At 56.3% G+C, this 25,594-nt stretch carries 21 protein-coding genes; 5 read left to right on the forward strand and 16 right to left on the reverse strand.

Going from position 1 to position 25,594, the window contains the following annotated elements; genetic code table 11:
• Nucleotides 1–36: 36 nt before the first annotated feature.
• Nucleotides 37–807, reverse strand: coding sequence for an ABC transporter permease (locus tag GO007_RS22095; RefSeq protein ID WP_045859825.1), 771 nt, complete (start codon nt 805–807; stop codon nt 37–39).
• On the reverse strand, nt 804–1,730 hold the full coding sequence (locus GO007_RS22100) for an ABC transporter ATP-binding protein (RefSeq protein ID WP_095103723.1): 927 nt from the start codon (nt 1,728–1,730) through the stop codon (nt 804–806). Before GO007_RS22100 ends, GO007_RS22095 begins: the two co-directional genes overlap by 4 nt.
• 106 nt (nt 1,731–1,836) lie before the next feature.
• On the opposite strand from GO007_RS22100, the gene can reads away from it, so the two are divergent.
• On the forward strand, nt 1,837–2,499 hold the full coding sequence (gene can / locus GO007_RS22105; RefSeq protein WP_045859826.1) for a carbonate dehydratase: 663 nt from the start codon (nt 1,837–1,839) through the stop codon (nt 2,497–2,499).
• A gap of 100 nt (nt 2,500–2,599) precedes the next feature.
• Here can and hpt read toward each other — a convergent pair whose 3' ends face one another.
• Nucleotides 2,600–3,136, reverse strand: coding sequence for a hypoxanthine phosphoribosyltransferase (gene hpt / locus GO007_RS22110; protein WP_041147520.1), 537 nt, complete (start codon nt 3,134–3,136; stop codon nt 2,600–2,602).
• Between the two features lie 204 nt (nt 3,137–3,340).
• Here hpt and GO007_RS22115 point away from each other — a divergent pair, with 204 nt between their 5' ends.
• On the forward strand, nt 3,341–5,731 hold the full coding sequence (locus GO007_RS22115) for a glucose/quinate/shikimate family membrane-bound PQQ-dependent dehydrogenase (protein WP_095103724.1): 2,391 nt from the start codon (nt 3,341–3,343) through the stop codon (nt 5,729–5,731).
• A gap of 95 nt (nt 5,732–5,826) precedes the next feature.
• On the opposite strand, the gene cueO is transcribed toward GO007_RS22115, so the two are convergent.
• Nucleotides 5,827–7,419, reverse strand: a complete 1,593-nt coding sequence (gene cueO / locus GO007_RS22120) for a multicopper oxidase CueO (protein ID WP_095103725.1) — start codon at nt 7,417–7,419, stop codon at nt 5,827–5,829.
• Between the two features lie 144 nt (nt 7,420–7,563).
• Here cueO and GO007_RS22125 point away from each other — a divergent pair, with 144 nt between their 5' ends.
• The 3 genes from GO007_RS22125 (at nt 7,564) to speD (ending at nt 9,769) form a co-directional block, all read left to right on the forward strand.
• Complete coding sequence (locus GO007_RS22125; RefSeq protein ID WP_095104103.1) at nt 7,564–7,911, forward strand: YacC family pilotin-like protein; 348 nt, start codon at nt 7,564–7,566, stop codon at nt 7,909–7,911.
• A gap of 179 nt (nt 7,912–8,090) precedes the next feature.
• Nucleotides 8,091–8,960, forward strand: a complete 870-nt coding sequence (speE, locus tag GO007_RS22130) for a polyamine aminopropyltransferase (RefSeq protein WP_095103727.1) — start codon at nt 8,091–8,093, stop codon at nt 8,958–8,960.
• A gap of 14 nt (nt 8,961–8,974) precedes the next feature.
• A complete protein-coding gene (gene speD, locus GO007_RS22135) occupies nt 8,975–9,769 on the forward strand; it encodes an adenosylmethionine decarboxylase (protein ID WP_095103728.1) in 795 nt (264 codons plus the stop codon).
• A 37-nt stretch (nt 9,770–9,806) separates the two neighbouring features.
• On the opposite strand, the gene GO007_RS22140 is transcribed toward speD, so the two are convergent.
• The 12 genes from GO007_RS22140 to pdhR form a co-directional block, all read right to left on the reverse strand.
• On the reverse strand, nt 9,807–10,565 hold the full coding sequence (locus GO007_RS22140) for a DeoR/GlpR family DNA-binding transcription regulator (protein WP_095103729.1): 759 nt from the start codon (nt 10,563–10,565) through the stop codon (nt 9,807–9,809).
• A gap of 127 nt (nt 10,566–10,692) precedes the next feature.
• Nucleotides 10,693–11,706 (reverse strand): D-threonate 4-phosphate dehydrogenase, encoded by a 1,014-nt coding sequence (locus GO007_RS22145; RefSeq protein WP_095103731.1) that lies wholly within the window; start codon nt 11,704–11,706, stop codon nt 10,693–10,695.
• A complete protein-coding gene (gene dtnK, locus GO007_RS22150) occupies nt 11,666–12,940 on the reverse strand; it encodes a D-threonate kinase (RefSeq protein ID WP_095103732.1) in 1,275 nt (424 codons plus the stop codon). The genes GO007_RS22145 and dtnK overlap by 41 nt, the downstream gene beginning before the upstream one ends.
• Complete coding sequence (locus GO007_RS22155) at nt 12,937–13,899, reverse strand: 2-keto-3-deoxygluconate permease (protein WP_095103733.1); 963 nt, start codon at nt 13,897–13,899, stop codon at nt 12,937–12,939. The genes dtnK and GO007_RS22155 overlap by 4 nt, the downstream gene beginning before the upstream one ends.
• 175 nt (nt 13,900–14,074) lie before the next feature.
• Complete coding sequence (gene yacL, locus GO007_RS22160) at nt 14,075–14,437, reverse strand: protein YacL (RefSeq protein WP_095103735.1); 363 nt, start codon at nt 14,435–14,437, stop codon at nt 14,075–14,077.
• 184 nt (nt 14,438–14,621) lie between these two features.
• On the reverse strand, nt 14,622–17,219 hold the full coding sequence (gene acnB, locus GO007_RS22165) for a bifunctional aconitate hydratase 2/2-methylisocitrate dehydratase (RefSeq protein ID WP_095103736.1): 2,598 nt from the start codon (nt 17,217–17,219) through the stop codon (nt 14,622–14,624).
• A 169-nt stretch (nt 17,220–17,388) separates the two neighbouring features.
• Complete coding sequence (locus tag GO007_RS22170; RefSeq protein ID WP_157349331.1) at nt 17,389–17,538, reverse strand: hypothetical protein; 150 nt, start codon at nt 17,536–17,538, stop codon at nt 17,389–17,391.
• A gap of 47 nt (nt 17,539–17,585) precedes the next feature.
• Nucleotides 17,586–17,870 carry a hypothetical protein gene (locus GO007_RS22175; protein ID WP_095103737.1) on the reverse strand — a complete coding sequence of 95 codons (285 nt, stop codon included), beginning with the start codon at nt 17,868–17,870 and terminating at the stop codon, nt 17,586–17,588.
• A 162-nt stretch (nt 17,871–18,032) separates the two neighbouring features.
• A complete protein-coding gene (lpdA, locus tag GO007_RS22180) occupies nt 18,033–19,457 on the reverse strand; it encodes a dihydrolipoyl dehydrogenase (protein WP_095103739.1) in 1,425 nt (474 codons plus the stop codon).
• Nucleotides 19,458–19,782: 325 nt separating this feature from the next.
• Nucleotides 19,783–21,675 carry a pyruvate dehydrogenase complex dihydrolipoyllysine-residue acetyltransferase gene (aceF, locus tag GO007_RS22185; protein WP_095103743.1) on the reverse strand — a complete coding sequence of 631 codons (1,893 nt, stop codon included), beginning with the start codon at nt 21,673–21,675 and terminating at the stop codon, nt 19,783–19,785.
• 14 nt (nt 21,676–21,689) lie between these two features.
• Nucleotides 21,690–24,353, reverse strand: coding sequence for a pyruvate dehydrogenase (acetyl-transferring), homodimeric type (gene aceE / locus GO007_RS22190; RefSeq protein ID WP_095103744.1), 2,664 nt, complete (start codon nt 24,351–24,353; stop codon nt 21,690–21,692).
• Between the two features lie 241 nt (nt 24,354–24,594).
• On the reverse strand, nt 24,595–25,374 hold the full coding sequence (gene pdhR, locus GO007_RS22195) for a pyruvate dehydrogenase complex transcriptional repressor PdhR (protein WP_041144071.1): 780 nt from the start codon (nt 25,372–25,374) through the stop codon (nt 24,595–24,597).
• Nucleotides 25,375–25,594 lie beyond the last annotated feature (220 nt).

The raw sequence follows: 25,594 nt of genomic DNA on the forward strand, positions 1-25,594 counted from the left end.
CGCCTAATCGGTCAGCGAAGCGCCAAATATCGCCCGCTAGCTGCGCAGACCGCGTCCGCGCTGGATCAGAGACCAGCACAGCAGATAGAACGCGACGATAAATACCACCAGTACGCCAAAGGTGGTAATCAGCGGAACATCGTTGATGCCGAGGAAGCCGTAGCGGAAGCCGCTGATCATGTAGACGATCGGGTTAAGATGCGACAGCGCCTGCCAGAACGGCGGCAGCAGGGTCAGAGAATAGAAGACCCCGCCGAGATAGGTCAGCGGCGTCAGCACGAAGGTCGGGATCAGGCTGATATCGTCGAAGGTTTTGGCAAATACCGCATTCAGTAGACCCGCCAGCGAGAAGAGGATGGCAGTCAGGATCAACGTCAGCCCAACGAACAGCCAGGAGTGAACCTGGAACGGGACGAAGAACAGCGAGATCGCGGTGACGAGGATCCCCACAAACAGCCCGCGCGCCACGCCGCCGCCAACGTAGCCGATGATAACCACGTGCGTCGGCACCGGCGCCACCAGCAGCTCCTCAATATTACGCTGGAATTTAGCGCTGAAAAAAGAGGAGGCCACGTTGGCGTAGGCGTTAGTGATCACCGCCATCATAATCAGGCCCGGCACGATAAACTGCATATAGGTGAAGCCGTGCATTTCGCCGATGCGCGAGCCGATCAGGTTGCCAAAAATGACGAAATAGAGCGTCATGGTGATCACCGGCGGCACCAGCGTCTGGATCCAGATACGCATAAAACGGTGGATCTCTTTGGCCCAGATGCTTTTCAGCGCGACCCAGTACAGCTGCATCATGCTGATTCTCCTTTCCTGTCATGTACCAGCGTGACAAACAGCTCTTCCAGGCGGTTGGCTTTGTTACGCATGCTTAATACCTGAACGCCCTGCGCGCTCAGCTGAGAAAATACGCTGTTGATCCCCTGCTCGCGCAGCACCTCAACTTCCAGGGTTGAGGTGTCCACCAGGCGATAATGATAGCCTTCGAGCACCGGCAGCGGGCTTTTCGGCGCCAGATCGAGAATAAAGGTTTCAGATTTAAGCTTCGCGAGCAGCGCTTTCATAGAAGTATTCTCCACCAGCTCCCCGCGCTGAATAATGCCGATATTGCGGCACAGCATCTCCGCCTCTTCCAGGTAGTGGGTGGTCAGGATAATGGTGGTGCCTTTATCGTTCAAATCCTTGAGGAAACCCCACATCGAGCGGCGAAGTTCGATATCCACGCCCGCCGTCGGCTCATCGAGGATCAGCAATTTCGGCTCGTGCATCAGCGCGCGGGCGATCATCAGCCGGCGCTTCATGCCGCCGGATAGCATCCGCGCACGCTCGCCGCGCTTTTCCCATAAATCGAGCTGTTTCAGGTATTTTTCACTGCGTATAACCGCTTCTTTACGCTCAACGCCGTAGTAGCCCGCCTGATTGACGACGATCTGCTGCACGGTTTCGAAGGGGTTAAAGTTAAATTCCTGCGGCACCAGGCCGAGCTGGCGCTTGGCGTTAACCACATCCTTCTGCAGGTCGTAGCCAAAGACGTTGACCTGACCTGAGGTTTTATTTACCAACGAGCTGATAATGCCAATCGTGGTGGATTTACCCGCGCCGTTAGGCCCCAGCAGCGCATAAAAGTCGCCTGCCTCAACCTGCAGATCGATCCCCCGCAGCGCCTGAACCCCGCCGGGGTAGGTTTTTGTAAGCTGTTTTAATTCCAGAGCAATGGTCATTAAATATCTCTTCTCGTGTCGTGACACGCGATGGGTTGTTTTAAAAAACGTGAGGTTAACCTATATTAGCGCAACGCACTTACCTGGTTATAGGCCGTGAACGTCCATGAACGATATAGATACACTCATCAGCAATAATGCACTATGGTCAAAAATGCTGGTGGAAGAAGATCCCGGTTTTTTTGCAACCTTGTCTCAGGCGCAAAAACCGCGCTTTCTGTGGATTGGATGTTCTGATAGCCGCGTACCCGCTGAACGGTTAACTGGCCTGGAGCCTGGCGAACTGTTTGTGCACCGCAACGTTGCCAATCTGGTGATTCACACCGACCTGAACTGTCTTTCAGTGGTGCAGTACGCCGTTGATGTGCTGGAGGTCGAACATATCATCATCTGCGGCCACTACGGCTGCGGCGGCGTGCAGGCGGCGATTGAAAACACCGAGCTGGGCCTGATCGACAACTGGCTGCTGCATATTCGCGATATCTGGTTTAAACACAGTTCGCTGCTGGGCGAGATGCCCGAAGAGCGTCGCCTTGATACGCTGTGCGAGCTGAACGTGATGGAGCAGGTCTATAACCTGGGTCACTCAACGATTATGCGCTCGGCGTGGAAACGCGGGCAGAAGGTGACGATCCACGGCTGGGCCTACGGTATCCACGATGGCCTGCTGCGCGATCTCGACGTTACCGCCGTCAGTCGCGAAACTCTCGAACAGCGCTACCGTCACGGAATTTCCAACCTCAAAATTAAGCACGTCAATCACAAGTAACTGACGCGCTTTCCGTATCCGGGCAGGCAGCCTGCACTGGACCGGATAAACCCGGCGGCACGCTGCTTAGCCGGGCACCGCAATATTGCTCACCTGCGCCCTACTCGTCCAGCAGCACCACTTTGCCCACGTACGGCAGATGGCGATAGCGCTGGGCGTAATCAATACCGTAACCGACAACGAACTCGTCCGGGATAGCGAAGCCGACAAACTCAACCGGTACGCTCACTTCGCGACGGCTCGGCTTATCCAGCAGCGTACAGATGGCCAGCGATTTCGGCTCGCGCAGGCTGAGGATCTCACGCACCTTGGAGAGCGTGTTGCCGGAGTCGATGATGTCTTCCACGATCAGGACATCTTTACCGCGAATGTCTTCATCCAGATCCTTGAGGATTTTAACGTCGCGGGTCGTGGACATGCCGCTGCCGTAGCTGGAAGCGGTCATAAAATCGACTTCATGCGGCACCTGAACTTCGCGGCACAGGTCGGCCATAAACATAAATGAGCCGCGCAGCAGCCCCACCAGCACCATTTCGCTGCCGCTGTCTTTGTAGCATTCGTTGATTTGACGACCCAGTTCGGCGATACGTGCTTTGATCTCGGCTTCCGGGATCATCACTTCTACAGTATGTTTCATAAAACTAACCATTTGATTCTTAAGATAAATCATCAAGGCCGCTGCTCTCACATCGACGTTGACCGGCAAGCTGACCAGTATACCAGTAAAAAGAAATCTGCGGTGCAGGGAATAATAAAAGCCATTTTGTGATTCCGATCACACTTGTTAAATCCTATAATTAATTGCATCTAAAAAATTAACAAACAAAACGAGTAACCTTCTATGGCAGAAACAAAATCTCAACAATCACGGCGACTCGTGACGCTGACTGCTCTCTTTGCAGCGTTCTGTGGTCTCTATCTTTTAGTTGGCGGGGTATGGCTGGCGGCCATCGGCGGCTCCTGGTACTACCCGATTGCCGGTCTGGTTATGCTCGCCGTCACCGTTATGCTGCTGCGCGGTAAGCGTTCAGCGCTTTGGCTGTACGCCGCGCTGCTTCTCGCCACGATGATTTGGGGAGTCTGGGAGGTCGGCTTTGACTTCTGGGCGCTCACCCCGCGTAGCGATATCCTGGTATTCTTCGGCATCTGGCTGATTTTGCCCTTTGTCTGGCGCCGTCTGCCCGTCCCTTCCGCCGGTGCGGTCGCCGGGCTGGTTATCGCCCTGCTGATCAGCGGCGGGATCCTGACCTGGGCCGGATTTAACGATCCGCAGGAAGTGAACGGCACCCTGAGCGCCGACGCCACGCCTGCGGCCCCGATCTCCGCCGTTGCCGACGGCGACTGGCCGGCATATGGCCGTAACCAGGAGGGTCAACGCTATTCGCCGCTGAAGCAAATCAACGCCGATAACGTGAAGAACCTTAAGGAAGCCTGGGTGTTCCGCACCGGCGACCTGAAGCAGCCGAACGATCCGGGTGAGATCACTAACGAAGTGACGCCGATTAAAGTCGGCAACATGCTCTACCTGTGTACCGCCCACCAGCGTTTGTTCGCCCTGGACGCGGCGACCGGGAAAGAGAAGTGGCACTTCGATCCGCAGCTGAACGCGGACCCGTCCTTCCAGCACGTGACCTGCCGCGGCGTCTCTTACCACGAAGCCAAAGCCGACAGCGCGCCGGCTGACGTGGTCGCCAACTGTCCGCGCCGCATCATCCTGCCGGTCAACGATGGTCGCCTGTTCGCCATTAACGCCGACAACGGTCAACTGTGCGAATCCTTTGCCAATAAAGGGATCCTCAACCTGCAGACCAATATGCCGGTGACCACTCCGGGAATGTACGAACCGACATCCCCGCCGATCGTCACCGATACCACGATTATCATTGCCGGCGCGGTGACCGATAACTTCTCCACCCGCGAGCCGTCGGGCGTCATTCGTGGTTTCGATGTCAATACCGGTAAGCTGCAGTGGGTGTTCGATCCGGGCGCCAAAGACCCGAACGCGATTCCCGATGACCAGCACCACTTTACGCTGAACTCACCTAACTCGTGGGCGCCTGCGGCCTATGACGCGAAGCTGGATTTAATCTATCTGCCGATGGGCGTCACCACTCCGGATATTTGGGGCGGTAACCGTACGCCGGAGCAGGAGCGCTTCGCCAGCTCTATCGTCGCGCTGAACGCGACCACCGGTAAACTGGCATGGAGCTACCAGACCGTTCATCACGATCTGTGGGATATGGATATGCCGTCGCAGCCAACCCTCGCAGATATTGACGTCAACGGTAAGACCGTACCGGTTATCTACGCGCCGGCCAAAACCGGCAACATCTTCGTTCTGGACCGTCGTAACGGCGAGCTGGTTGTCCCGGCGCCGGAAAAACCGGTTCCGCAGGGCGCGGCGAAAGGCGATTACGTTACGAAAACGCAGCCGTTCTCCGACCTGAGCTTCCGTCCGAAGAAAGATTTGACCGGTGCGGATATGTGGGGCGCCACCATGTTCGACCAGCTGGTGTGCCGCGTTATCTTCCACCAGCTGCGCTATGAAGGCATCTTCACCCCGCCGTCTGAGCAAGGTACGCTGGTATTCCCGGGTAACCTCGGGATGTTCGAATGGGGCGGTATCTCCGTCGATCCGAACCGTCAGGTGGCGATTGCCAACCCGATGGCGCTGCCGTTCGTCTCTAAGCTGATCCCACGCGGCCCGGGCAACCCAATGGAGCCGCCAAAAGATGCTAAAGGTTCCGGTACCGAGTCCGGCGTTCAGCCGCAGTATGGCGTGCCGTTTGGCGTAACCCTTAACGCGTTCCTGTCACCGTTTGGCCTGCCGTGCAAACAGCCGGCCTGGGGCTATATCTCCGCGCTGGATCTGAAGACCAACGAAGTGGTGTGGAAAAAGCGCATCGGGACGCCGCAGGACAGCCTGCCGTTCCCGATGCCTGTCCAGCTGCCGTTTAATCTCGGGATGCCAATGCTGGGCGGCCCAATCTCCACGGCGGGTAACGTGCTGTTTATTGGCGCCACCGCGGATAACTACCTGCGCGCATACAATATGAGCAACGGTGAGAAGCTGTGGCAGGCCCGCCTGCCGGCGGGTGGCCAGGCGACGCCGATGACCTACGAGGTTGATGGCAAGCAGTATGTTGTCATCTCCGCCGGCGGTCACGGTTCGTTCGGGACCAAAATGGGCGACTACATCGTCGCTTACGCCCTGCCGGATGAGGCGAAATAACCGGTGAAGTCAAAGAGCAAAAGGCCCGGTGAGAACCGGGCCTTTTCTTTTGCGGTTTTGCAGGATAGCCTGCGGAGCCAGGCCCTGCGGCCGGGCTAGACCGTAAAGCCGAGCATCATGCCGGTATCCTCATGCTCCAGCAGATGGCAGTGCGCCATATAGGCAAACTCCTTCGGCGCGTCGTGCTCGAACTTCACCAGCACCTCGCTGACGCCGCCATCGACCCGCACGGTATCTTTCCATCCCGTTCGATGCGCGGCGGGCGGCTGGCCGTTTTCCGACAGAATACGGAACTGGGTTCCGTGGATATGGAACGGGTGCAGCATCATGTCGCCTTTGCCGGAAATCACCCAGCGTTCATACTGCCCCTTCGCCGCGGCGAACATCGGCACGTCCATGTCAAAAGCTTTGCCATTGATACGATTGGCGTTATGGAAGTCGAACGCGTTGCCGCCGTGGTTCATCTGCCCCATACCCGCGTGGTCCATTTTACCCATCTCGCCGTGGTTCATATTTCCCATGCCGCCGCTATCCATCATGCTGCCGTGGTGCATGCCTGACATCGCCCCATCGCCGTACTTTTTCGTCAGCGCCTGCATTCCCATCATATCCAGCATCGGGTCCATCGACAGCTGCAGCGTGCGTTGGGTCAGGCCTGCCAGCGGCGGCAGCCCGGGCAGCGCCGCCAGCGCATCCGGCAGCTGGCCGGATGCCTGAATCGTCAACGGCTGGACGTGCAGCACCGGCTGCGGCTTATCGAACGGCGCAATCGCCATTCCCATCTGGCTGACCGGCAGCGTGATCAGATCGAAGGCTTTACCGTCGCTGGTATCCACCAGCACTTCAAAGCGTTCCCCCATCAATATCGGCAGCTCGCTCACTTTGACCGGCTCGGCAAGCAGCCCGCCGTCGCTGGCCACCACGTACATCGGCCGGCCATCGCTGGCGGCGAAATTCAGCGAGCGGGCGTTGCAGCCGTTAAGCAGGCGCAGACGCAGCCAGCCGCGCGGGGCGGCGTGCTCGGGATAGAGCGCCCCGTTGGTCAGCAGCGTATCGCCAAACCAGCCGACGGCGGCGCTGATGATATCAAGCTGATAGTCAATTTCGCCGGCGGCGGTGAAGCGCTTATCCTGCACGATCACCGGCACATCATCGATCCCCCACTGCTTCGGCAGCAGCAGGCGCTCGCTCTCCTCATCGGAAATCAGCACCAGACCCGCCAGGCCCATCGCAACCTGGCGTCCGGTTTTACCATGCTGATGCGGGTGGAACCAGCAGGTGGCGGCCCGCTGCGTCGGCGTGAAGCTCACGCTGCGGGAAGCCCCCGGCGCAATAACTCCCTGCGGCCCGCCGTCAACCTCGCCGGGGACCTCCAGCCCGTGCCAGTGCACGGTGGTCTCTTCGGTCAGGCGGTTATGAATATCAACGGTTACCGCCTGCCCTTTTTTGAGGCGCAGCGCAGGGCCCAGCAGATTGCCGTTATAGCCCCAGGTGGTCGCGCTGTGAGGACCAAACTGCGTTTTCCCGGCCTGGATGGTTAACGTGATGCGATTACGCGCGTCGGCGGCGAGCAGGTCTGGTATCGGCAATGCCGGACGAGCGGCGGCAAACGCCGGGCGGCTCCAGAGCGGAAGCGCGCTGAATGCGCCAAGCGCGGCGGTTAATTTGATAAATTCACGACGTTGCATTTCACATCCTTTTATTCTGCTGGTGAACTTTTGAGCTTAAACCCTCCAGCAACGGGAAGGTCAAGCATAAGAGTAAGAATAAAGCTCGGCGTCATGTAAAGAAGTATGCTAACTTTGTTCGTCCGTGATTCAATGGTAAACAAAATGAAGACGCTTTGCAGAACACTAGTGCTCGGCAGCCTGCTTGCACTATCCGCCAATAGCTACGCGTTAAGCGAGTCGGAAGCGGAAGATATGGCTGATTTAACAGCGGTATTTGTTTTTCTGAAAAACGACTGCGGTTACCAGAACCTGCCTAATACCCAGATCCGTCGCGCGCTGGTCTTCTTTGCTCAACAGAATCAATGGGATCTGAGCAACTACGACAGCTTTAATATGAAAGCGCTCGGCGAAGACAGCTACCGCGATCTCAGCGGCATCAAGATTTCGACCCCAAAAAAATGTAAGGCGCTGGCGCGCGATTCCCTAAGCCTGCTGGCTTACGTTAAATAACGTCGTTAAATAAGCCCGCCGCCAAAAAATATCCGCCCGCTATCGCCTCTATTTTCAGGCGTATTTGCCCGCGCGCGCATGGCTGAAATATCCGCCGTGCATCCTCATCTATAGTTGGCTATGATGTTGCGCTCGTTTTTTACGGGTGTAACAGATGTTAACAAAGGAGGAATCAACCCGTGGCCGATAGCAACCTGTGGCATGAAACACTGCACGACCATTTTGGTCAGTATTTTACCGTTGATAACGTGCTGTATCACGAGAAGACCGATCATCAGGATTTGATCATTTTTGAGAACGCCGCTTTTGGCCGCGTGATGGCGCTGGACGGCGTGGTGCAAACCACCGAGCGCGATGAGTTTATCTATCATGAAATGATGACCCACGTGCCGCTGCTGGCCCACGGCCAGGCGAAGCACGTACTGATTATCGGCGGCGGCGATGGCGCAATGCTGCGCGAAGTCTCCCGTCATCCCCACATCGAAACTATCACGATGGTTGAGATAGACGCGGGCGTAGTCTCTTTCTGCCGCCAGTACCTGCCAAACCACAATGCCGGCGCCTACGACGATCCGCGCTTTACGCTGGTTATTGATGACGGCGTCAATTTTGTTAACCAGACGACGCAAACGTTTGACGTCATCATCTCCGACTGCACCGACCCAATTGGTCCCGGCGAAAGCCTGTTCACCTCAGCGTTCTATGCGGGCTGTAAGCGCTGCCTGAACCCCGGCGGAATTTTCGTCGCCCAGAACGGCGTGAGCTTTCTGCAGCAGGACGAAGCCGTCGACAGCCACCGCAAGCTGAGCCACTATTTCAGCGACGTTAGCTTCTATCAGGCGGCGGTACCCACCTATTACGGCGGCATTATGACCTTCGCCTGGGCGACGGATAACGACGCGCTGCGCCATCTTTCCGGCGAAATTATCCAGGCACGCTTTCACAAAGCAAACCTGAAGTGCCGTTATTACAACCCGGCAATTCATACGGCGGCATTCGCCCTACCGCAATATCTGCAGGATGCGCTGTCTGTCAGCGATCTTAAGTAAGGGGGTGAACTAAATTGAAAAAACTGAAGCTGCACGGCTTTAACAACCTGACCAAGAGCCTGAGTTTTTGCATTTACGATATCTGCTATGCCAAAACGGCGGCAGAGCGCGACGGCTATATCGCCTATATCGATGAACTCTATAACGCCAACCGCCTGACCGAGATTTTGTCCGAGACGTGCTCGATAATCGGCGCCAACATCCTGAATATCGCGCGCCAGGATTATGAGCCGCAGGGCGCCAGCGTCACCATTCTGGTCAGCGAAGAACCGATTGACCCGCAGCTTATCGATCAAAGCGAGCATCCGGGCCCGCTGCCGGAAACCGTGGTCGCCCATCTCGATAAAAGCCATATCTGCGTCCACACCTACCCGGAAAGCCATCCCGAGGGCGGGCTCTGTACCTTCCGCGCTGATATTGAAGTTTCAACCTGCGGCGTCATTTCGCCGCTGAAGGCGCTGAACTACCTTATTCACCAGCTGGAGTCCGATATCGTCACCATTGATTACCGCGTTCGCGGCTTTACGCGCGATATCAACGGTATGAAGCACTTTATCGATCACGAGATTAACTCAATACAGAACTTTATGTCCGACGACATCAAGGCGCTGTATGACATGGTGGACGTCAACGTGTACCAGGAAAATATCTTCCACAGCAAGATGCTGCTGAAGGAGTTCGACCTGAAGCACTACATGTTCCATACCCGGCCGGAAGATTTAAGCGAAGAGGAGCGCAGGGTCATTACCGACCTGCTGTGGAAAGAGATGCGCGAGATTTACTACGCCCGCAACATTCCGCATATCTAAGAGACGCAGGCAGGGCCGCGGCGGCGGCGCTGCCTGGTTATGCCAGGTGAAGCTGGCACGGCAGGTTGGCGAGCGCCTCCTGTGCCTGGGTCGCCAGGCCGCGATCGGTGACGATATCCGTCAGGCTGGCAAGCGGGGTGACACAAAACAGCGACCAGGAGCCATACTTGCTGCTGTCCGCTAACAGCACCCGGCGGCTCGCATTCAGCGCCAGATCCTGCTTGAGCCCGGCCTTCTCTTCCGTGGGAGTGGTAATTCCCTTCTCCAGGCTCCACGAATTACAGCTAATAAATGCGATATCCGGGTAGATACCGCGCAGCAGCTTACGACCGTGATCGCCAATGCACGACTGGCTGCTGTCATCGATGCGACCGCCGATAATGGTCACCTCTATCTGCTTAAACTCCGAGAGAAACAGGGCGATGCGTAAATCGGATGTAATCACGCGCAGCGGCAGCGAAGTCAGGTTACGCGCCAGCTCCAGCATCGTCGTCCCGGCATCCAGCACGACCGAATCTCCGGCTTTAATCATCGACAGGGCGAGCTGGGCAATCGCGCTCTTTTCCTGGGGATGCAGCAGCTGCTTTTCATTCGTCGTCGGCTGAGCAGGGATAAAGCGGTTAAGCGCCACGCCGCCGTGGCTGCGATTAATCACGCCCTGCTCATCCAGCTTAATCAGATCGCGTCGTATGGTCGCGGGGGAAGCGTCAATAGCGCTAACCAGTTGTTCAACGGTGACCAGATTATGGCCTTTCAGATAGTCCAGAATCTGGTCTAATCGATTTTGTGACTTCATATACCTTTCATCTTTCACGTTGCGAGCCGATAGCCACGCCAGCGCTTAACCGGCGCGGGTAACCGCCTCAGGCACCGCGGACTGCCGCCTTGTGCAACCTGAATGAATCCGGATAACGATCTATAAATTAAGCAAGCTGACTGGCTAGCTGGATAGAGATCGCCATGCTCTCAGACTTAGCTTTACCTGTCCAGGCAATATCAAACGCGGTGCCGTGATCCGCTGAGGTGCGGATAAACGGCAGCCCGGCCGTGATATTGACGCCATCATAGAAGCCAAGCAGCTTCAACGGAATATGCCCCTGATCGTGGTACATCGCCACCACCATATCGTACTGCCCTTCCCAGGCCTGCAGAAAGACGGTATCCGGCGGGCAAGGGCCATAAACGGCCACTCCCCGCTGCTGCATCTGCGCTATCGCCGGGCCGACAATATTAATCTCCTCATCGCCAAAAAGACCGTTTTCACCGGCATGAGGATTAACGCCGGCTACCGCGATACGCGGAGAGCTGAACCCCACGCGCCTTAGGAAAGTGTCGGCGAGCGAGATCACCGTTTTGATACGCTCGCCGTTCAGGGTATCGAGGAATTTACGCAGCGCAATATGCGTCGAAACGTGTATGACCTTCAGCTTGTCGGTATACAGCACCATCGCATAATCGCGACTGTCCGTCAGCCGGGCCAGCAGCTCCGTATGGCCCGGATACATGTGCCCCGCCAGATGAAGCGCCTCTTTATTCAGCGGCGCGGTCGCGATGGCGGAGACCTCTCCCGCCAGCGCCATTTCGGTGGCCCGCTTAACGCAGCGGTAAGCCAGGTCGCCGGCCTGCGCCTGCACTTTTCCCGGTATGAGCATGGCAGGCTCTTTCAGGGGTTCGTCAATGACGTTAACGATCCCCGGCGCAAAGCGCGCCTGGGAAACCTGCTTTATCGGGCGTAATTCTACGGGCGGGGTGACGCCGGACGCCTGCAGACGCTGTAGCGTCTGTAAACATCCCACCACGACTGCCGGCGTGCCGGAAAGCTCGCCTTCGGCCAGAGATTTGATAATGATTTCGGGCCCGATGCCTGCCGGGTCGCCCATCGTGACGGCAATTACGTTATTTGTCACTGTACATCTCCTCAATAAAATAAAGTGCATCCCGAAGCGTGGCTTCACCGCCAAATCCGCCGGCTTTGGTGATCACCGGCAGATCGTCAATTTCGCTGTTAACCAGCGTTCCGCAGGGCACGCAGGGCGCAACCTCGCTGTCGATGCGATACCCCTCAGCGCCGAGCGCTCTCGCCACGGCGATAGCAATATCTCCGCCCGTGAGGAACAGCCCCCCGATTTGCGCTCGGTTGATGATGGCGAGCGTGATATCGCCTAGCGCTGAGCTAATGCTGTCTCCTAGCTGCTGGCGTGAAAGCTGGTAGCGTTCGCACAGCGTCTCAATCATCCCGCGCGCATCGGCGTCGCGGCTGGTTCTCAGCACACAATGCTGGCGATCGCGCAAAACAGCAGTGGACTGGTGGACGATCTTTTCCTTCATGCTATCGCTGTCCGTTTGCAGCAGCGCCTCGACATCAATATCCACAATCCCCAGCGCTCTCTCTTTCGCCGCAAACACAATTTGCTGCCGGGTCGCTTCACTCATCGAACCGGCGACTACCAGCACCGGCAGCTGCTGCCGTGGGCTGAGATAGCAGCCTGCCGGCAGCGCGTTAGCAAAACCCGCCGCGCCAACGAGCAGGTAACGGTCGTGGAGCCCGGCCACCGCCTGGGCCAGCAGGGCTAAATCGCCATCATTTTCGGCATCAACGACCACAATCCCACCATCGCTCTCGCCTAAGCGCTGGAGTTCGGCGCCTGAGCCACCGCCACGTACCGTCGCCAGATCCAGCTCATAAACCGGGCAGGCGGTCTGCAATTCAAGCAATGTCTTGATATGAGAAGAAATAATCGGTGTTTTTGGATCGCTGGCAAATTCTGTTTCGACGAGCGGTACGCCGTGTACCAGACACTGTCCGTTCATCGTCACCCTACCCGCCGCAGGGATCGCTGCCGCCACGATGGCCAGCCTGGCCCCGCAGGCCTGCATTGCCGCTTCGACCTCCGCGCCGACGTTACCGCGGAACGTCGAGTCTATCTTTTTGTATACCAGCGGCGGGTTATCCCGCTCGCGAAACCAGGGCGCGACGGCCGCCCTCACCTTCTCTGCCGCCTCAGCCGGCGCCAACGCCCTGCTTTCGGTATTTATCACCAGGACATCAGCCTTACGTGACGCTTGCTGTCGTTCATCGAGCATGACCTCAGTGCGCGCGCCCTTTTTGGCCAACTGGACCCCTGTATCATTTGCTCCGGTAAAATCATCTGCGATAACAATCATCTTCATTGCGGTTTCTCCCCGAGGGCGATCTTCGCCTGCTGCTGGTTACGCTTCGCCACCCACGACGTCAGCGCTGGCGTTAAGAGGGCGGTCACAATCACCGACGTGGCCACCAGCGGCGTCGCCACCGCCACGATCGCGCCCAGCGCAGGGTCCGCCTGTGCAATCGCCATCGGCGTGGCGACGGCGTTACCAGCGGTGCTGGAAGCCGCTGCGCCGGCAATACCGGTCCCGCCCAGCAGGCGATCGACTTTAATATTGAAGAAACCGCCCACCAGGGTGGTCAGCGCGCCCAGCAGGATCCCGGCAAGCCCGCCCTTCAACAGCATGGACAGGTCGATTCCGGCGCCTAGCGCAAAAGCAAAGAATGGGATCAGCAGCGGGCCGCCTTTAGTGAGGAATTCGCGCATCTGCGCATCCAGATTGCCGAGCAGCATGCCGATAAGCATGGGGATCAGCACCACCACGATCGACATCAGCGGAATATTAGCCATACCCGCCGCGCCCAGAGCGATCATCGTCAGTATCGGGCCGTCGCTCAGAGACATCAGCGGCGTTGCCCCCACCTCATTCTCGCTGCCAAACTCGCCGGCCAGAGCGGCGTACAGGCCGCCGTTAGTGTTGCTCATCGCGGCAATAATGGCGACGGAGGAGAGTCCCCACAGACCGTCGACGCCAAAAAACGTCTCGACGGTAAATCCAAGCGCTACCGCCACAACGAACTTAGTGAAGGTAATACCGCCGCCAATCAACAGAGATTTAGGGGCGGCTTTTATATGGATACCCGCCCCCATGCAGAGTAAAAACGCCCCGATAAGCGGCGCGGCGCCGTTCTTAAATAATGCCGTGGTAAAGCCCCCCACCTGCAGCGCCTCGGGGGCGAAGGTATTGAGCATAGCCCCCAGCACAAGCGGGACGACCATCATCCCTCCGGGGATTTTTTCTATTGTCGCTTTAATTTTCATACCGCCCTCCGAATTGATTTAATATAATCACATATGATTATATTAAATCAATAAAAAGAAAAATAAGGGTCAGATCGCAGTTCCGGGTCAACGTTAAGCCGTTTAATGATTATTTGATTAAATGTAATCAAGGAGGAGAGTGCGGGCAGCGCCAAAAAGAGCGCTGCCGGGGGGGTTAGCGGTCTTGTAAGAAGCGACGGTAGGCGGCAACGACCTGCAAAAAGTCTTCGACGCCGCAGAGGGAGAAGCTCTCCTCGTCGTAGTAGCTCATCCCTTCTTCAATTTCATCGCCGGAGATTTCCAGCTGGTTAGCGCGGATCATCACCTCTTCGCCGTCTAACCATAACGTGTACTCATGCCCGGCACGCTGCCAGGAGCGCTCGCTGCCTTTTACGGTACGCGCGGCCTGTTCCACTTCGTCCAGCAGGGCGAGATTATCCTTCACCTCTTCATTAAACCAGTGCCCCACCACCTCGTGGCCCATCGCCATCCGCACCTTTACCACTCCGGTAATATCGCGCAGAAATTCGTAATCCATAGTCTCTTCCTCTGCAAGGGCAATGCGTCACGCTGCACTGTACCCATAGCGTAATTATCGCAGTACCGGGGAAGAAAAAAAGCCGGGCGGATGAAGGATTGGAAATAAAAATGCCCGGTGATGCAATGTTCACCGGGCACTGGAGAGTTTACAGGCAATTCGTCAGGCGGGCTGACGCGTCACCTTACACCGCCGTCTGGAAAATAACCCCATCCGCTTTATCAGTGTACTGATCCAGCTGGTTGAAGTTCAGGTAGCGGTAGGTATCCGCCGCCGTCTGATCGACCTGCGCAACGAAGGTCTGGTACTCTTCCGGCGTCGGCAGCTTGCCGAGCAGTGAAGCCACGGCCGCCAGCTCAGCAGAAGCCAGGTAGACGTTCGCGCCGGTCCCCAAACGGTTCGGGAAGTTACGGGTTGAGGTAGAAACCACCGTCGCACCGTCGGCTACGCGCGCCTGGTTACCCATGCACAGGGAGCAGCCCGGGATTTCGATACGCGCGCCGCTCTTACCAAATACGCTGTAGTAACCTTCTTCGGTCAGCTGAGCCGCATCCATGCGGGTTGGCGGAGCCACCCACAGGCGGGTCGGCAGCTGGCCTTTATGGCTATCCAGCAGCTTACCTGCCGCGCGGAAGTGGCCGATGTTGGTCATACAGGAGCCGATAAAGACTTCGTCGATCTTCTCCCCCTGAACGTCGGACAGCAGACGAGCATCGTCCGGATCGTTCGGCGCGCAGAGGATCGGCTCTTTGATATCCGCCAGGTCGATGTCGATAACCGCGGCATATTCCGCATCCGCATCGGCTTCAAGCAGCTGAGGGTCCGCCAGCCATTTTTCCATCCCCTGAACGCGACGCTCCAGGGTACGGCGATCGCCGTAACCTTCGGCAATCATCCACTTCAGCAGAACGATGTTGGAGTTCAGATACTCAACGATCGGCTCCTGGCTCAGCTTGATGGTACAGCCGGCTGCAGAACGCTCAGCGGAGGCATCGGTCAGCTCAAACGCCTGCTCAACCTTCAGGTCCGGCAGGCCTTCGATTTCCAGAATGCGTCCGGAGAAGATGTTTTTCTTACCTTTCTTCTCAACGGTCAGCAGGCCCTGCTTGATAGCGTACAGCGGGATGGCGTGAACCAGATCGCGCAGGGTGATCCCCGGCTGCATTTTACCTTTGAAGCGGACCAGTACGGATTCCGGCATATCCAGCGGCATCACGCCGGTTGCGGCGGCAAACGCCACCAGACCAGAGCCCGCCGGGAAGGAGATACCGATCGGGAAACGGGTGTGGGAGTCACCGCCGGTACCGACGGTATCCGGCAGCAGCATACGGTTCAGCCAGGAGTGGATAACGCCATCACCCGGACGCAGGGAGACGCCGCCGCGGTTCATAATGAAGTCCGGCAGAGTATGGTGCGTGGTCACGTCGACCGGCTTCGGATAGGCCGCGGTATGGCAGAAGGACTGCATCACCAGGTCGGCGGAGAAGCCGAGGCACGCCAGGTCTTTCAGCTCATCGCGGGTCATCGGACCGGTGGTATCCTGGGAGCCAACGGAGGTCATCTTCGGCTCGCAGTAGGCGCCGGGACGAACACCGGCTACGCCGCAGGCGCGGCCAACCATTTTTTGCGCCAGCGAGAAGCCGCTGGTGCTTTCGGCAACGTCTTTCGCGTGACGGAAAACGTCGCTATGCGGCAGGTCCAGCGCATCACGCGCGCGGGTAGTCAGGCCACGGCCGATAATCAGCGGAATACGGCCACCGGCGCGGACTTCATCGATCAGCACGTCGGTCTTCAGCTCGAAGGTCGCCAGCAGTTCGTTGGTTTCGTGATGACGCACTTCACCTTTGAACGGATAAACGTCGATAACGTCGCCCATGTTCAGGTCGTTGACGTCAACTTCAATCGGCAGCGCGCCCGCATCTTCCATAGTGTTGAAGAAAATAGGGGCGATTTTTCCGCCGAGAACCAGGCCACCGCCGCGCTTGTTCGGCACGTTCGGGATATCGTCGCCCATAAACCACAGCACCGAGTTGGTGGCGGATTTACGCGAAGAGCCGGTACCGACAACGTCGCCAACGTAGGCCAGCGGGAAACCTTTTTTCTGCAGCGCTTCAATTTGCTTGATCGGGCCAACCGAGCCCGGCTGATCCGGTTCGATACCTTCACGGGCGTTTTTCAGCATCGCCAGCGCGTGCAGCGGGATATCCGGGCGGGACCAGGCGTCCGGCGCCGGGGAGAGGTCATCGGTGTTGGTTTCACCGGTAACTTTGAAAACGGTCACGGTGATTTTTTCCGCCAGCGGCGGGCGGCTCAGGAACCACTCGCCGTCGGCCCAGGATTGCATCACCTGTTTAGCGTATTCGTTACCTGCTTTCGCTTTCTCTTCTACATCATAGAAGTTATCAAACATCAGCAGCGTATGGGACAGCGCTTTCGCGGCAATCGGAGCCAGTTTAGCATCGTCCAGCGCGTCAATCAGCGGATGAATGTTGTAACCGCCCTGCATGGTGCCCAGCAGTTCGACGGCTTTTTCAGGGCTAACCAGTGGGGAGGTCGCTTCACCTTTGGTGATGGCGGCAAGGAATCCGGCTTTAACGTAGGCGGCTTCGTCGACGCCCGGCGGTACGCGGTTAATTAACAGGTCTAACAGGAATTCTTCTTCACCCGCTGGCGGGTTTTTCAGCAGTTCTACCAGCGCGGCCATTTGGGTTGCATCTAAGGGTTTGGCAACAATCCCAACGGCTGCACGCTCAGCTACGTGCTTACGGTATTCTTCTAGCACGACGGTTCTCCTCGCTCTCATTGTAAAATGCGGCAGGCGATTCTCTTCACGCTCCTGTGAGACAGCAGTTTGTAGGGTAAATGCCCGATACCGCGTCGGCAGCATAGCAGGATTTTAGGGAGGTGTTAATCTGTTTACAAAAAAGCAACATTAAAAATTAGCTGAATCGTTAAGGGCAGGATTTTGCAGTCTTTACACCGGTTTCCCGGTATATAAATTTCACGCCGCTGCCGCCGGCTGGGCAATATTCCGGCAAAATCAGCCGCCTCATCCCGTCGTGCGGCTGGCGCGCCATTTCAGGGGAAAAGGCATAAAACATGCCCGGCGCCTCATCCTGTGCCGGGCATCTGAGAAGCTGAAGCGATTTTAGCCCTGATGCGGCATCAGCTGCGGATAGCCGCTAAATGCCGGCTTAGTGCTGCTCAACGCGGCTTCATCACTCTGGATGCTGCCCGAGTTCGCCGCCCATACGCCTTCACTCGTTTTGCTGATCTGCTGGTGCTGCGTATTCAGGTTCTGCCCCATAGCGGCGATATGCGTATTTTCCGTGCCGCCGCTGTTGTCAGCCCACGGAATGGAAGGATCGGCGGCACAGGCCATACCGGATGCCAGCGTTGCGGCTAACAACGTCGTTGTTAAAAAGCGTTTCATAACCCACCCCACTAATAATTAACCAGCTATAAGTTTACTTAGTAAGTATTGTCAAAGTATCTATAACCTGTAGCAGGTTATGAACGCAGACACAGTTCTAAACATCAGGCATAAAAAAAGCGGCTCACAGAGCCGCTTATGCTTTTTGCCGGAAAGAAAAACTTACTTTTTCTTCGCTTTCGCGTTCGGCAGGTCGGTGATGCTACCTTCGAAGACTTCTGCCGCCAGGCCAACGGACTCGTGCAGAGTCGGGTGCGCGTGGATGGTCAGAGCGATGTCTTCTGCGTCACAGCCCATTTCGATAGCCAGACCGATCTCACCCAGCAGCTCGCCGCCGTTGGTGCCGACAATCGCGCCGCCGATAACACGGTGGGTCTCTTTGTCGAAGATCAGTTTAGTCATACCGTCTGCACAATCGGAAGCGATCGCACGGCCGGATGCTGCCCACGGGAAGGTGGCGGTTTCGTAGCTGATGCCTTTTTCTTTCGCTTCTTTCTCGGTCAGACCAACCCAGGCAACTTCTGGTTCGGTATAGGCGATTGACGGGATCACTTTCGGGTCGAAGTAGTGCTTCAGGCCAGAAATAACTTCTGCGGCAACGTGACCTTCGTGAACGCCTTTGTGCGCCAGCATCGGCTGACCCACGATATCGCCGATAGCGAAGATGTGCGGTACGTTGGTACGCAGCTGCTTATCAACGCGGATAAAGCCGCGGTCGTCAACTTCAACGCCGGCTTTGCCTGCATCGAGGTTTTTACCGTTCGGCACGCGGCCGATAGCCACCAGCACGGCGTCGTAACGCTGCGCTTCAGCCGGCGCTTTTTTGCCTTCCATAGAAACATAGATACCGTCTTCTTTTGCTTCAACGGCGGTCACTTTCGTTTCCAGCATCAGGTTGAACTTCTTGCTGATGCGTTTAGTGAAGACTTTCACCACGTCTTTATCGGCAGCCGGGATAACCTGGTCGAACATTTCAACCACGTCAATCTCTGAACCCAGCGCATGGTAAACGGTACCCATTTCCAGACCGATGATACCGCCACCCATAACCAGCAGGCGTTTCGGTACGGATTTCAGTTCGAGGGCGTCGGTGGAGTCCCATACGCGCGGATCTTCATGCGGAATGAACGGCAGTTCGATCGGACGGGAACCCGCCGCGATGATCGCGTTGTCGAAGTTGATCACGGTTTTGCCGTTTTCGCCTTCAACTTCCAGGGTGTTAGCCCCGGTAAATTTACCCAGACCGTTTACCACTTTCACTTTACGGCCTTTGGCCATACCGGCCAGACCGCCGGTCAGTTGGGTGATAACTTTCTCTTTCCAGGTACGAATTTTGTCGATATCGGTTTTCGGCTCGCCGAAAACAATGCCGTGTTCGGCCAGAGCTTTCGCTTCTTCGATAACTTTAGCGACGTGCAGCAGTGCTTTAGAAGGGATACAGCCGACGTTCAGACAAACACCGCCCAGGGTGCTGTAACGTTCGACGATGACGGTTTCCAGACCTAAGTCAGCGCAACGGAAGGCAGCAGAATAACCTGCGGGACCAGCCCCAAGTACCACGACCTGAGTTTTGATTTCAGTACTCATCATGACCTCTGTAGTTAGTATCCGGCGGTCATACCCGTCGTCTTTCAGGCCGCAACGGCGTTAGCTTCACGCCTTCACCCCAGTCACTTACTTGAGTAAGCTCCTGGGGACTCTGGCGCTTGCTGCCTTGCTGCATCCAGAAATCCATAGGGCATGTATATTAATACCCTTATATCCACCGGGACGTTCTATCCGCCTGCATTTTACAAAATTGTTAACAATTTTGAAACAACAAACGGCAAACGATTTTGTCCTTTATTGCCGATAACCTCAAAACGCACGGGAGGTTACCAGAAAAAAGCCGGCCGTCAGGCCGGCTTTTCGCTTACATCACCAGGCGGCGAATATCGCTCAGGGTGTTGTTGATGATGGTAATAAAGCGAGCACCATCAGCACCGTCGATTACGCGGTGGTCGAAGGACAGAGAGATCGGCATCATCAGACGCGGAACGAACTCTTTACCATTCCACACCGGTTCCATCGCGGATTTGGACACACCGAGGATAGCCACTTCCGGCGCGTTCACAATCGGCGCAAAGTGGGTAGTACCCAGGCCGCCGATGCTGGAGATGGTAAAGCAACCGCCCTGCATTTCGCCAGCCGTCAGCTTACCGTCACGCGCTTTCTTAGAGATCACAGTCAGTTCACGGGACAGCTCGGTAATGCTCTTCTTGTTCACGTCTTTGAAGACCGGAACAACCAGACCATTAGGCGTATCAACCGCAACACCGATGTTGATGTACTTTTTCAGCGTCAGACGCTGCGCATCTTCGGACAGGGAGCTGTTGAAGCGAGGCATCTGCTCAAGCGCAGCGGCAACCGCTTTCATGATGAAGACCACCGGGGTGAATTTCACGTCCAGCTTACGCTTCTCAGCTTCCGCGTTCTGCTGCTTACGGAACGCTTCGAGGTCAGTGATGTCGGTTTTGTCGAAGTGCGTAACGTGCGGGATCATCACCCAGTTACGGCTCAGGTTAGCACCAGAGATTTTCTGGATACGGCCCAGCTCAACTTCTTCAACTTCACCAAACTTGCTGAAGTCCACTTTCGGCCACGGCAGCATGCCCGGGATACCGCCGCCGGTAGCGGCAGCAGGCGCAGACTCAGCGCGCTTAACGGCATCTTTCACGTAGGCCTGGACGTCTTCGCGCAGGATGCGGCCTTTACGACCGGAGCCTTTCACTTTCGCCAGGTTCACGCCAAATTCGCGCGCCAGGCGGCGGATCAGCGGAGTAGCGTGCACGTAGGCGTCGTTCTCAGCGAACTCAGATTTGCCTTCAGCTTTCGCCGCCGGCGCCGCCGCTTTCGCAGCCGGAGCAGGTGCAGCCGCCGCAGGTGCCGGAGCAGCTGCCGCCGGAGCCGCAGCAGGCGCCGCGCCTTCAACTTCGAAGACCATAATCAGCGAGCCGGTGGAAACTTTATCGCCGGTGCTGATTTTGATCTCTTTCACGGTGCCCGCGAACGGTGCCGGAACTTCCATCGAGGCTTTGTCACCCTCTACGGTGATCAGTGACTGTTCAGCGGCAACTTTGTCGCCCACTTTAACCATCACTTCGGTCACTTCAACTTCGTCGCCGCCGATATCAGGTACATTCACTTCTTTAGAACCGGAAGCCGCTGGTGCAGCCGCCGCTGCCGGAGCAGCAGCCTGCGCCGGTGCCGCAGCAGGTGCCGCACCCGCCACTTCGAAGACCATAATCAGCGAGCCGGTGGAGACTTTGTCGCCGGCGTTGATTTTGATCTCTTTCACGGTACCCGCGAACGGTGCCGGGACTTCCATCGACGCTTTGTCGCCTTCAACGGTAATCAGGGACTGTTCAGCCGTGACGGTGTCGCCCACTTTAACCATGATCTCGGTGACTTCAACTTCGTCGCCGCCGATATCAGGCACGTGCACGTCTTTCGCCGCGGCCGCAGCCGGTGCAGCGGCCGGAGCTGGCGCTGCTGCTTTCTCTTCCTGCGCAGGTGCAGCGGCTGCTGCACCATCGGCGGAATCGAAAATCATGATAAGTTTACCGGTCTCGGTTTTGTCGCCAACGGAGACTTTGATCTCTTTAACAACGCCAGCCTGCGGAGACGGGACTTCCATAGAGGCTTTGTCGCCCTCTACGGTGATCAGCGATTGTTCAGCTTCAACTTTGTCGCCAACTTTGACCAGGATTTCGGTGATTTCAACTTCATCAGCCCCGATGTCCGGTACATTGATTTCGATAGCCATTATTCTCTTACCTCTTACGCCAGACGCGGGTTAACTTTATCTGCATCGATGTTAAATTTGGCGATTGCTTCAGCCACAACTTTCTTATCGATTTCACCACGTTTAGCCAGTTCGCCCAGCGCCGCAACAACCACGTAGGAAGCATCTACTTCGAAGTGGTGACGCAGGTTTTCACGGCTGTCAGAGCGACCGAAGCCGTCGGTACCCAGTACGCGGTAATCATCAGCCGGTACATAGGTACGAACCTGCTCGGCGAACAGTTTCATATAGTCGGTAGAAGCCACGGCTGGTGCGTCGTTCATCACCTGAGCGATGTACGGTACACGCGGGGTTTCCAGCGGGTGCAGCATGTTCCAACGCTCACAGTCCTGACCATCGCGCGCCAGCTCAGTGAAGGAAGTTACGCTGTATACGTCAGAACCTACGCCGTAGTCTTTCGCCAGAATCTCTGCTGCTTCACGCACGTGACGCAGGATAGAACCGGAACCCAGCAGCTGAACTTTACCTTTGCTACCTTCGAGAGTGTCGAGTTTGTAGATACCTTTACGGATACCTTCCTCAGCACCTTCCGGCATTGCCGGCATGTGGTAGTTTTCGTTCAGCGTGGTGATGTAGTAGTAAACGTTCTCTTGTTTCTCACCGTACATACGCTCCAGGCCATCGTGCATGATGACGGCAACTTCGTACGCGTAAGACGGATCGTAAGAGATACAGTTCGGGATAGTCAGAGACTGAATATGGCTGTGACCATCTTCGTGCTGCAGACCTTCGCCGTTCAGCGTGGTACGACCGGAAGTCCCACCTACCAGGAAGCCGCGAGCCTGCTGGTCGCCTGCCTGCCAGCACAGGTCGCCGATACGCTGGAACCCGAACATGGAGTAGTAGATGTAGAACGGGATCATCGGCAGGTTGTTGGTGCTGTAAGAGGTCGCAGCAGCCAGCCAGGATGCGCCGGCACCCAGTTCGTTGATACCTTCCTGCAGGATCTGACCTTTCTCGTCTTCTTTATAGTAAGCAACCTGCTCACGGTCCTGCGGGGTGTACTGCTGGCCGTTCGGGCTGTAGATACCAATTTGACGGAACAGGCCTTCCATACCAAAGGTACGCGCTTCATCGGCGATGATCGGCACCAGACGGTCTTTAATGGACTTGTTCTTCAGCATCACGTTCAGGGCGCGAACGAAGGCGATGGTGGTAGAAATTTCTTTGTTCTGCTCTTCCAGCAGCGGACCGAAATCTTCCAGGGTCGGCAGCTCCAGCTTCTCATCGAAGTTAGGCTGACGGCTCGGCAGGTAGCCGTGGAGTTTCTCACGCTGAGCGTGCAGATAGGTATGCTCTTCGGAACCTTCCGGGAAGGTAACGTACGGCAGTTTTTCGATATCAGCATCGGCAACCGGCACGTTGAAACGATCGCGGACGTAGCGTACGCCGTCCATGTTCATTTTCTTAACCTGGTGAGCGATGTTTTTACCTTCAGCGGTATCACCCATGCCGTAACCTTTGATGGTATGGGCCAGGATGACGGTGGCTTTGCCAGTTGTTTCCTGCGCTTTTTTCAGTGCAGCGAAGACTTTCTTCGGATCGTGACCACCGCGGTTCAGGGCCCAGATCTGCTCGTCAGTCCAGTCGGCAACCAGCGCTGCGGTTTCCGGATATTTACCGAAGAAGTGCTCGCGAACGTAGGCACCGTCTTTGGATTTGAAGGTCTGGTAGTCGCCATCAACGGTTTCGTTCATCAGCTGAATCAGCTTACCGCTGGTGTCTTTACGCAGCAGCTCATCCCAGCGACCGCCCCAGATAACCTTGATAACGTTCCAGCCAGCACCGGCAAAAATGCCTTCCAGTTCGTTAATGATTTTGCCGTTACCGGTGACCGGACCGTCCAGACGCTGCAGGTTGCAGTTGATGACGAAGACCAGGTTATCCAGTTTTTCACGGGTCGCGATGGTGATGGCGCCTTTAGATTCCGGCTCGTCCATCTCGCCGTCGCCCAGGAAAGCGTAAACGGTTTGTTTGGAGGTATCTTTCAGGCCACGGTGTTCCAGATATTTCAGGAATTTAGCCTGGTAGATTGCACCGATTGGGCCCAGACCCATTGATACGGTCGGGAACTGCCAGAAGGTCGGCATCAGTTTCGGGTGCGGGTAGGAAGAGAGGCCTTTGCCATGAACTTCCTGACGGAAGTTGTTCATCTGCTCTTCAGTCAGACGACCTTCCAGGAACGCACGTGCGTATACGCCCGGGGAGATGTGGCCCTGGAAGTAAACCAGGTCGCCGCCATCCTGCTCGTTGCGCGCACGGAAGAAGTGGTTGAAGCACACTTCATAGAAGGTCGCGGAGGACTGGAAGGAAGCCATGTGGCCGCCCAGCTCAAGATCCTTTTTCGATGCGCGCAGAACGGTCATGATGGCGTTCCAGCGAATCGCAGAACGAATTCGACGTTCCAGATCCAGATTCCCCGGGTATTCCGGTTCATCTTCAACGGCAATAGTGTTGACGTAACTGCCAGTAGATGTGCCAGCAGCAACCTTCACCCCGCCTTTGCGGGCTTCAGAAAGGAGTTGGTCAATCAGATACTGAGCGCGCTCAACACCTTCTTCACGGATGACCGATTCGATCGCCTGTAGCCAGTCGCGAGTTTCGATCGGATCCACGTCATTTGGTAAACGTTCTGACATGGGGGGTATTCCTTATCTATCTAATCGTTGATTAATCTGGAACCTGTCCCATTGCACTCTTTGTTCTTCATATTTCAGGTTATCTCTTTGTTGGCTGCGCTTCCTCACCCCGGTCACATAGTTAGCTATGCTCCCGGGGATTCACGCGCTTGCCGCCGCGATATAACCCGAACTATTTGAACAACCAAAAGCACAATAAGACAGGTTCTGCGTTTAGTTGCCGCGCTCTAAAAAATGGCGCTTAAGAACCGGAGTTCTCATCCTTCCGTTGCTGTAAACGACGCAGTGAGCGTTCTCGACGACTCTCCTCACGGCTACGATCCAGCAAAATTTCCTCAATGAACGCCAGGTGTCGATGCGACGCTTCACGCGCCTGCTCCGGCTCCCCGGCGATTATCGCCTCGAAAATACGAGTGCGATGATTGCTGACCTGCGGGAGCATTTCCCGACGGGCGTACAACAATTCAAAGTTCTGGCGAACGTTTTGCTCCAGCATCGGCTCCATGCAGCGTAGCAGATGCAGCAGCACAACATTATGCGCCGCTTCGGTGACGGCAATTTGATACTGGACGACGGCATCGGATTCGGCGTCAAGATCGCCGGACTGCTGGGCCCGCTCAATGGCCTGATGCAGCTCGCGAATGCGTTCGCGGTCAGCATCATTGCTGCGCAGCGCCGCGTAATAAGCCGCGATGCCTTCAAGCGCGTGACGGGTTTCCAGCAGGTCGAATTGGGATTCAGGGTGATCGGACAGGAGCTCTACCAGCGGGTCGCTGAAGCTCTGCCACAGGCTGCTCTGTACAAAAGTTCCACCGCCCTGGCGACGAAGCAACAGGCCCTTGGCTTCGAGGCGTTGAATCGCCTCACGCAGCGAGGGACGGGAAACGTCGAACTGTTTAGCCAGTTCGCGTTCAGGCGGGAGTTTTTCACCGGGGCGCAACGTCCCCTCAAGGATTAAAAACTCAAGCTGCTGCTCTATCACATCAGATAGTTTTGGTTGGCGGATTTTGCTGTAGGCCATATTCCCTGTCTCTGCCATTAGCCCGTAGTCAATTGGTCTTACCAATTCGCAGTTCGTAGCGGTAAAGTAACAAAGTATTCACCTTCTGTCCATACAGGTTTTGATTGAAATCAGTAAAGCAGGCACATTTTAACAACCTTACAGAAATAACATTTCAGAATTGTAACTTCTCACAAATGATGTCTTTACCACGTTGGAGGTAGCGTTAACTTTTATGAAA

Source organism: Klebsiella sp. 10-1 (genome assembly GCF_009758445.1).
Taxonomy (GTDB): Bacteria; Pseudomonadota; Gammaproteobacteria; order Enterobacterales; family Enterobacteriaceae; genus Klebsiella; species Klebsiella scottii.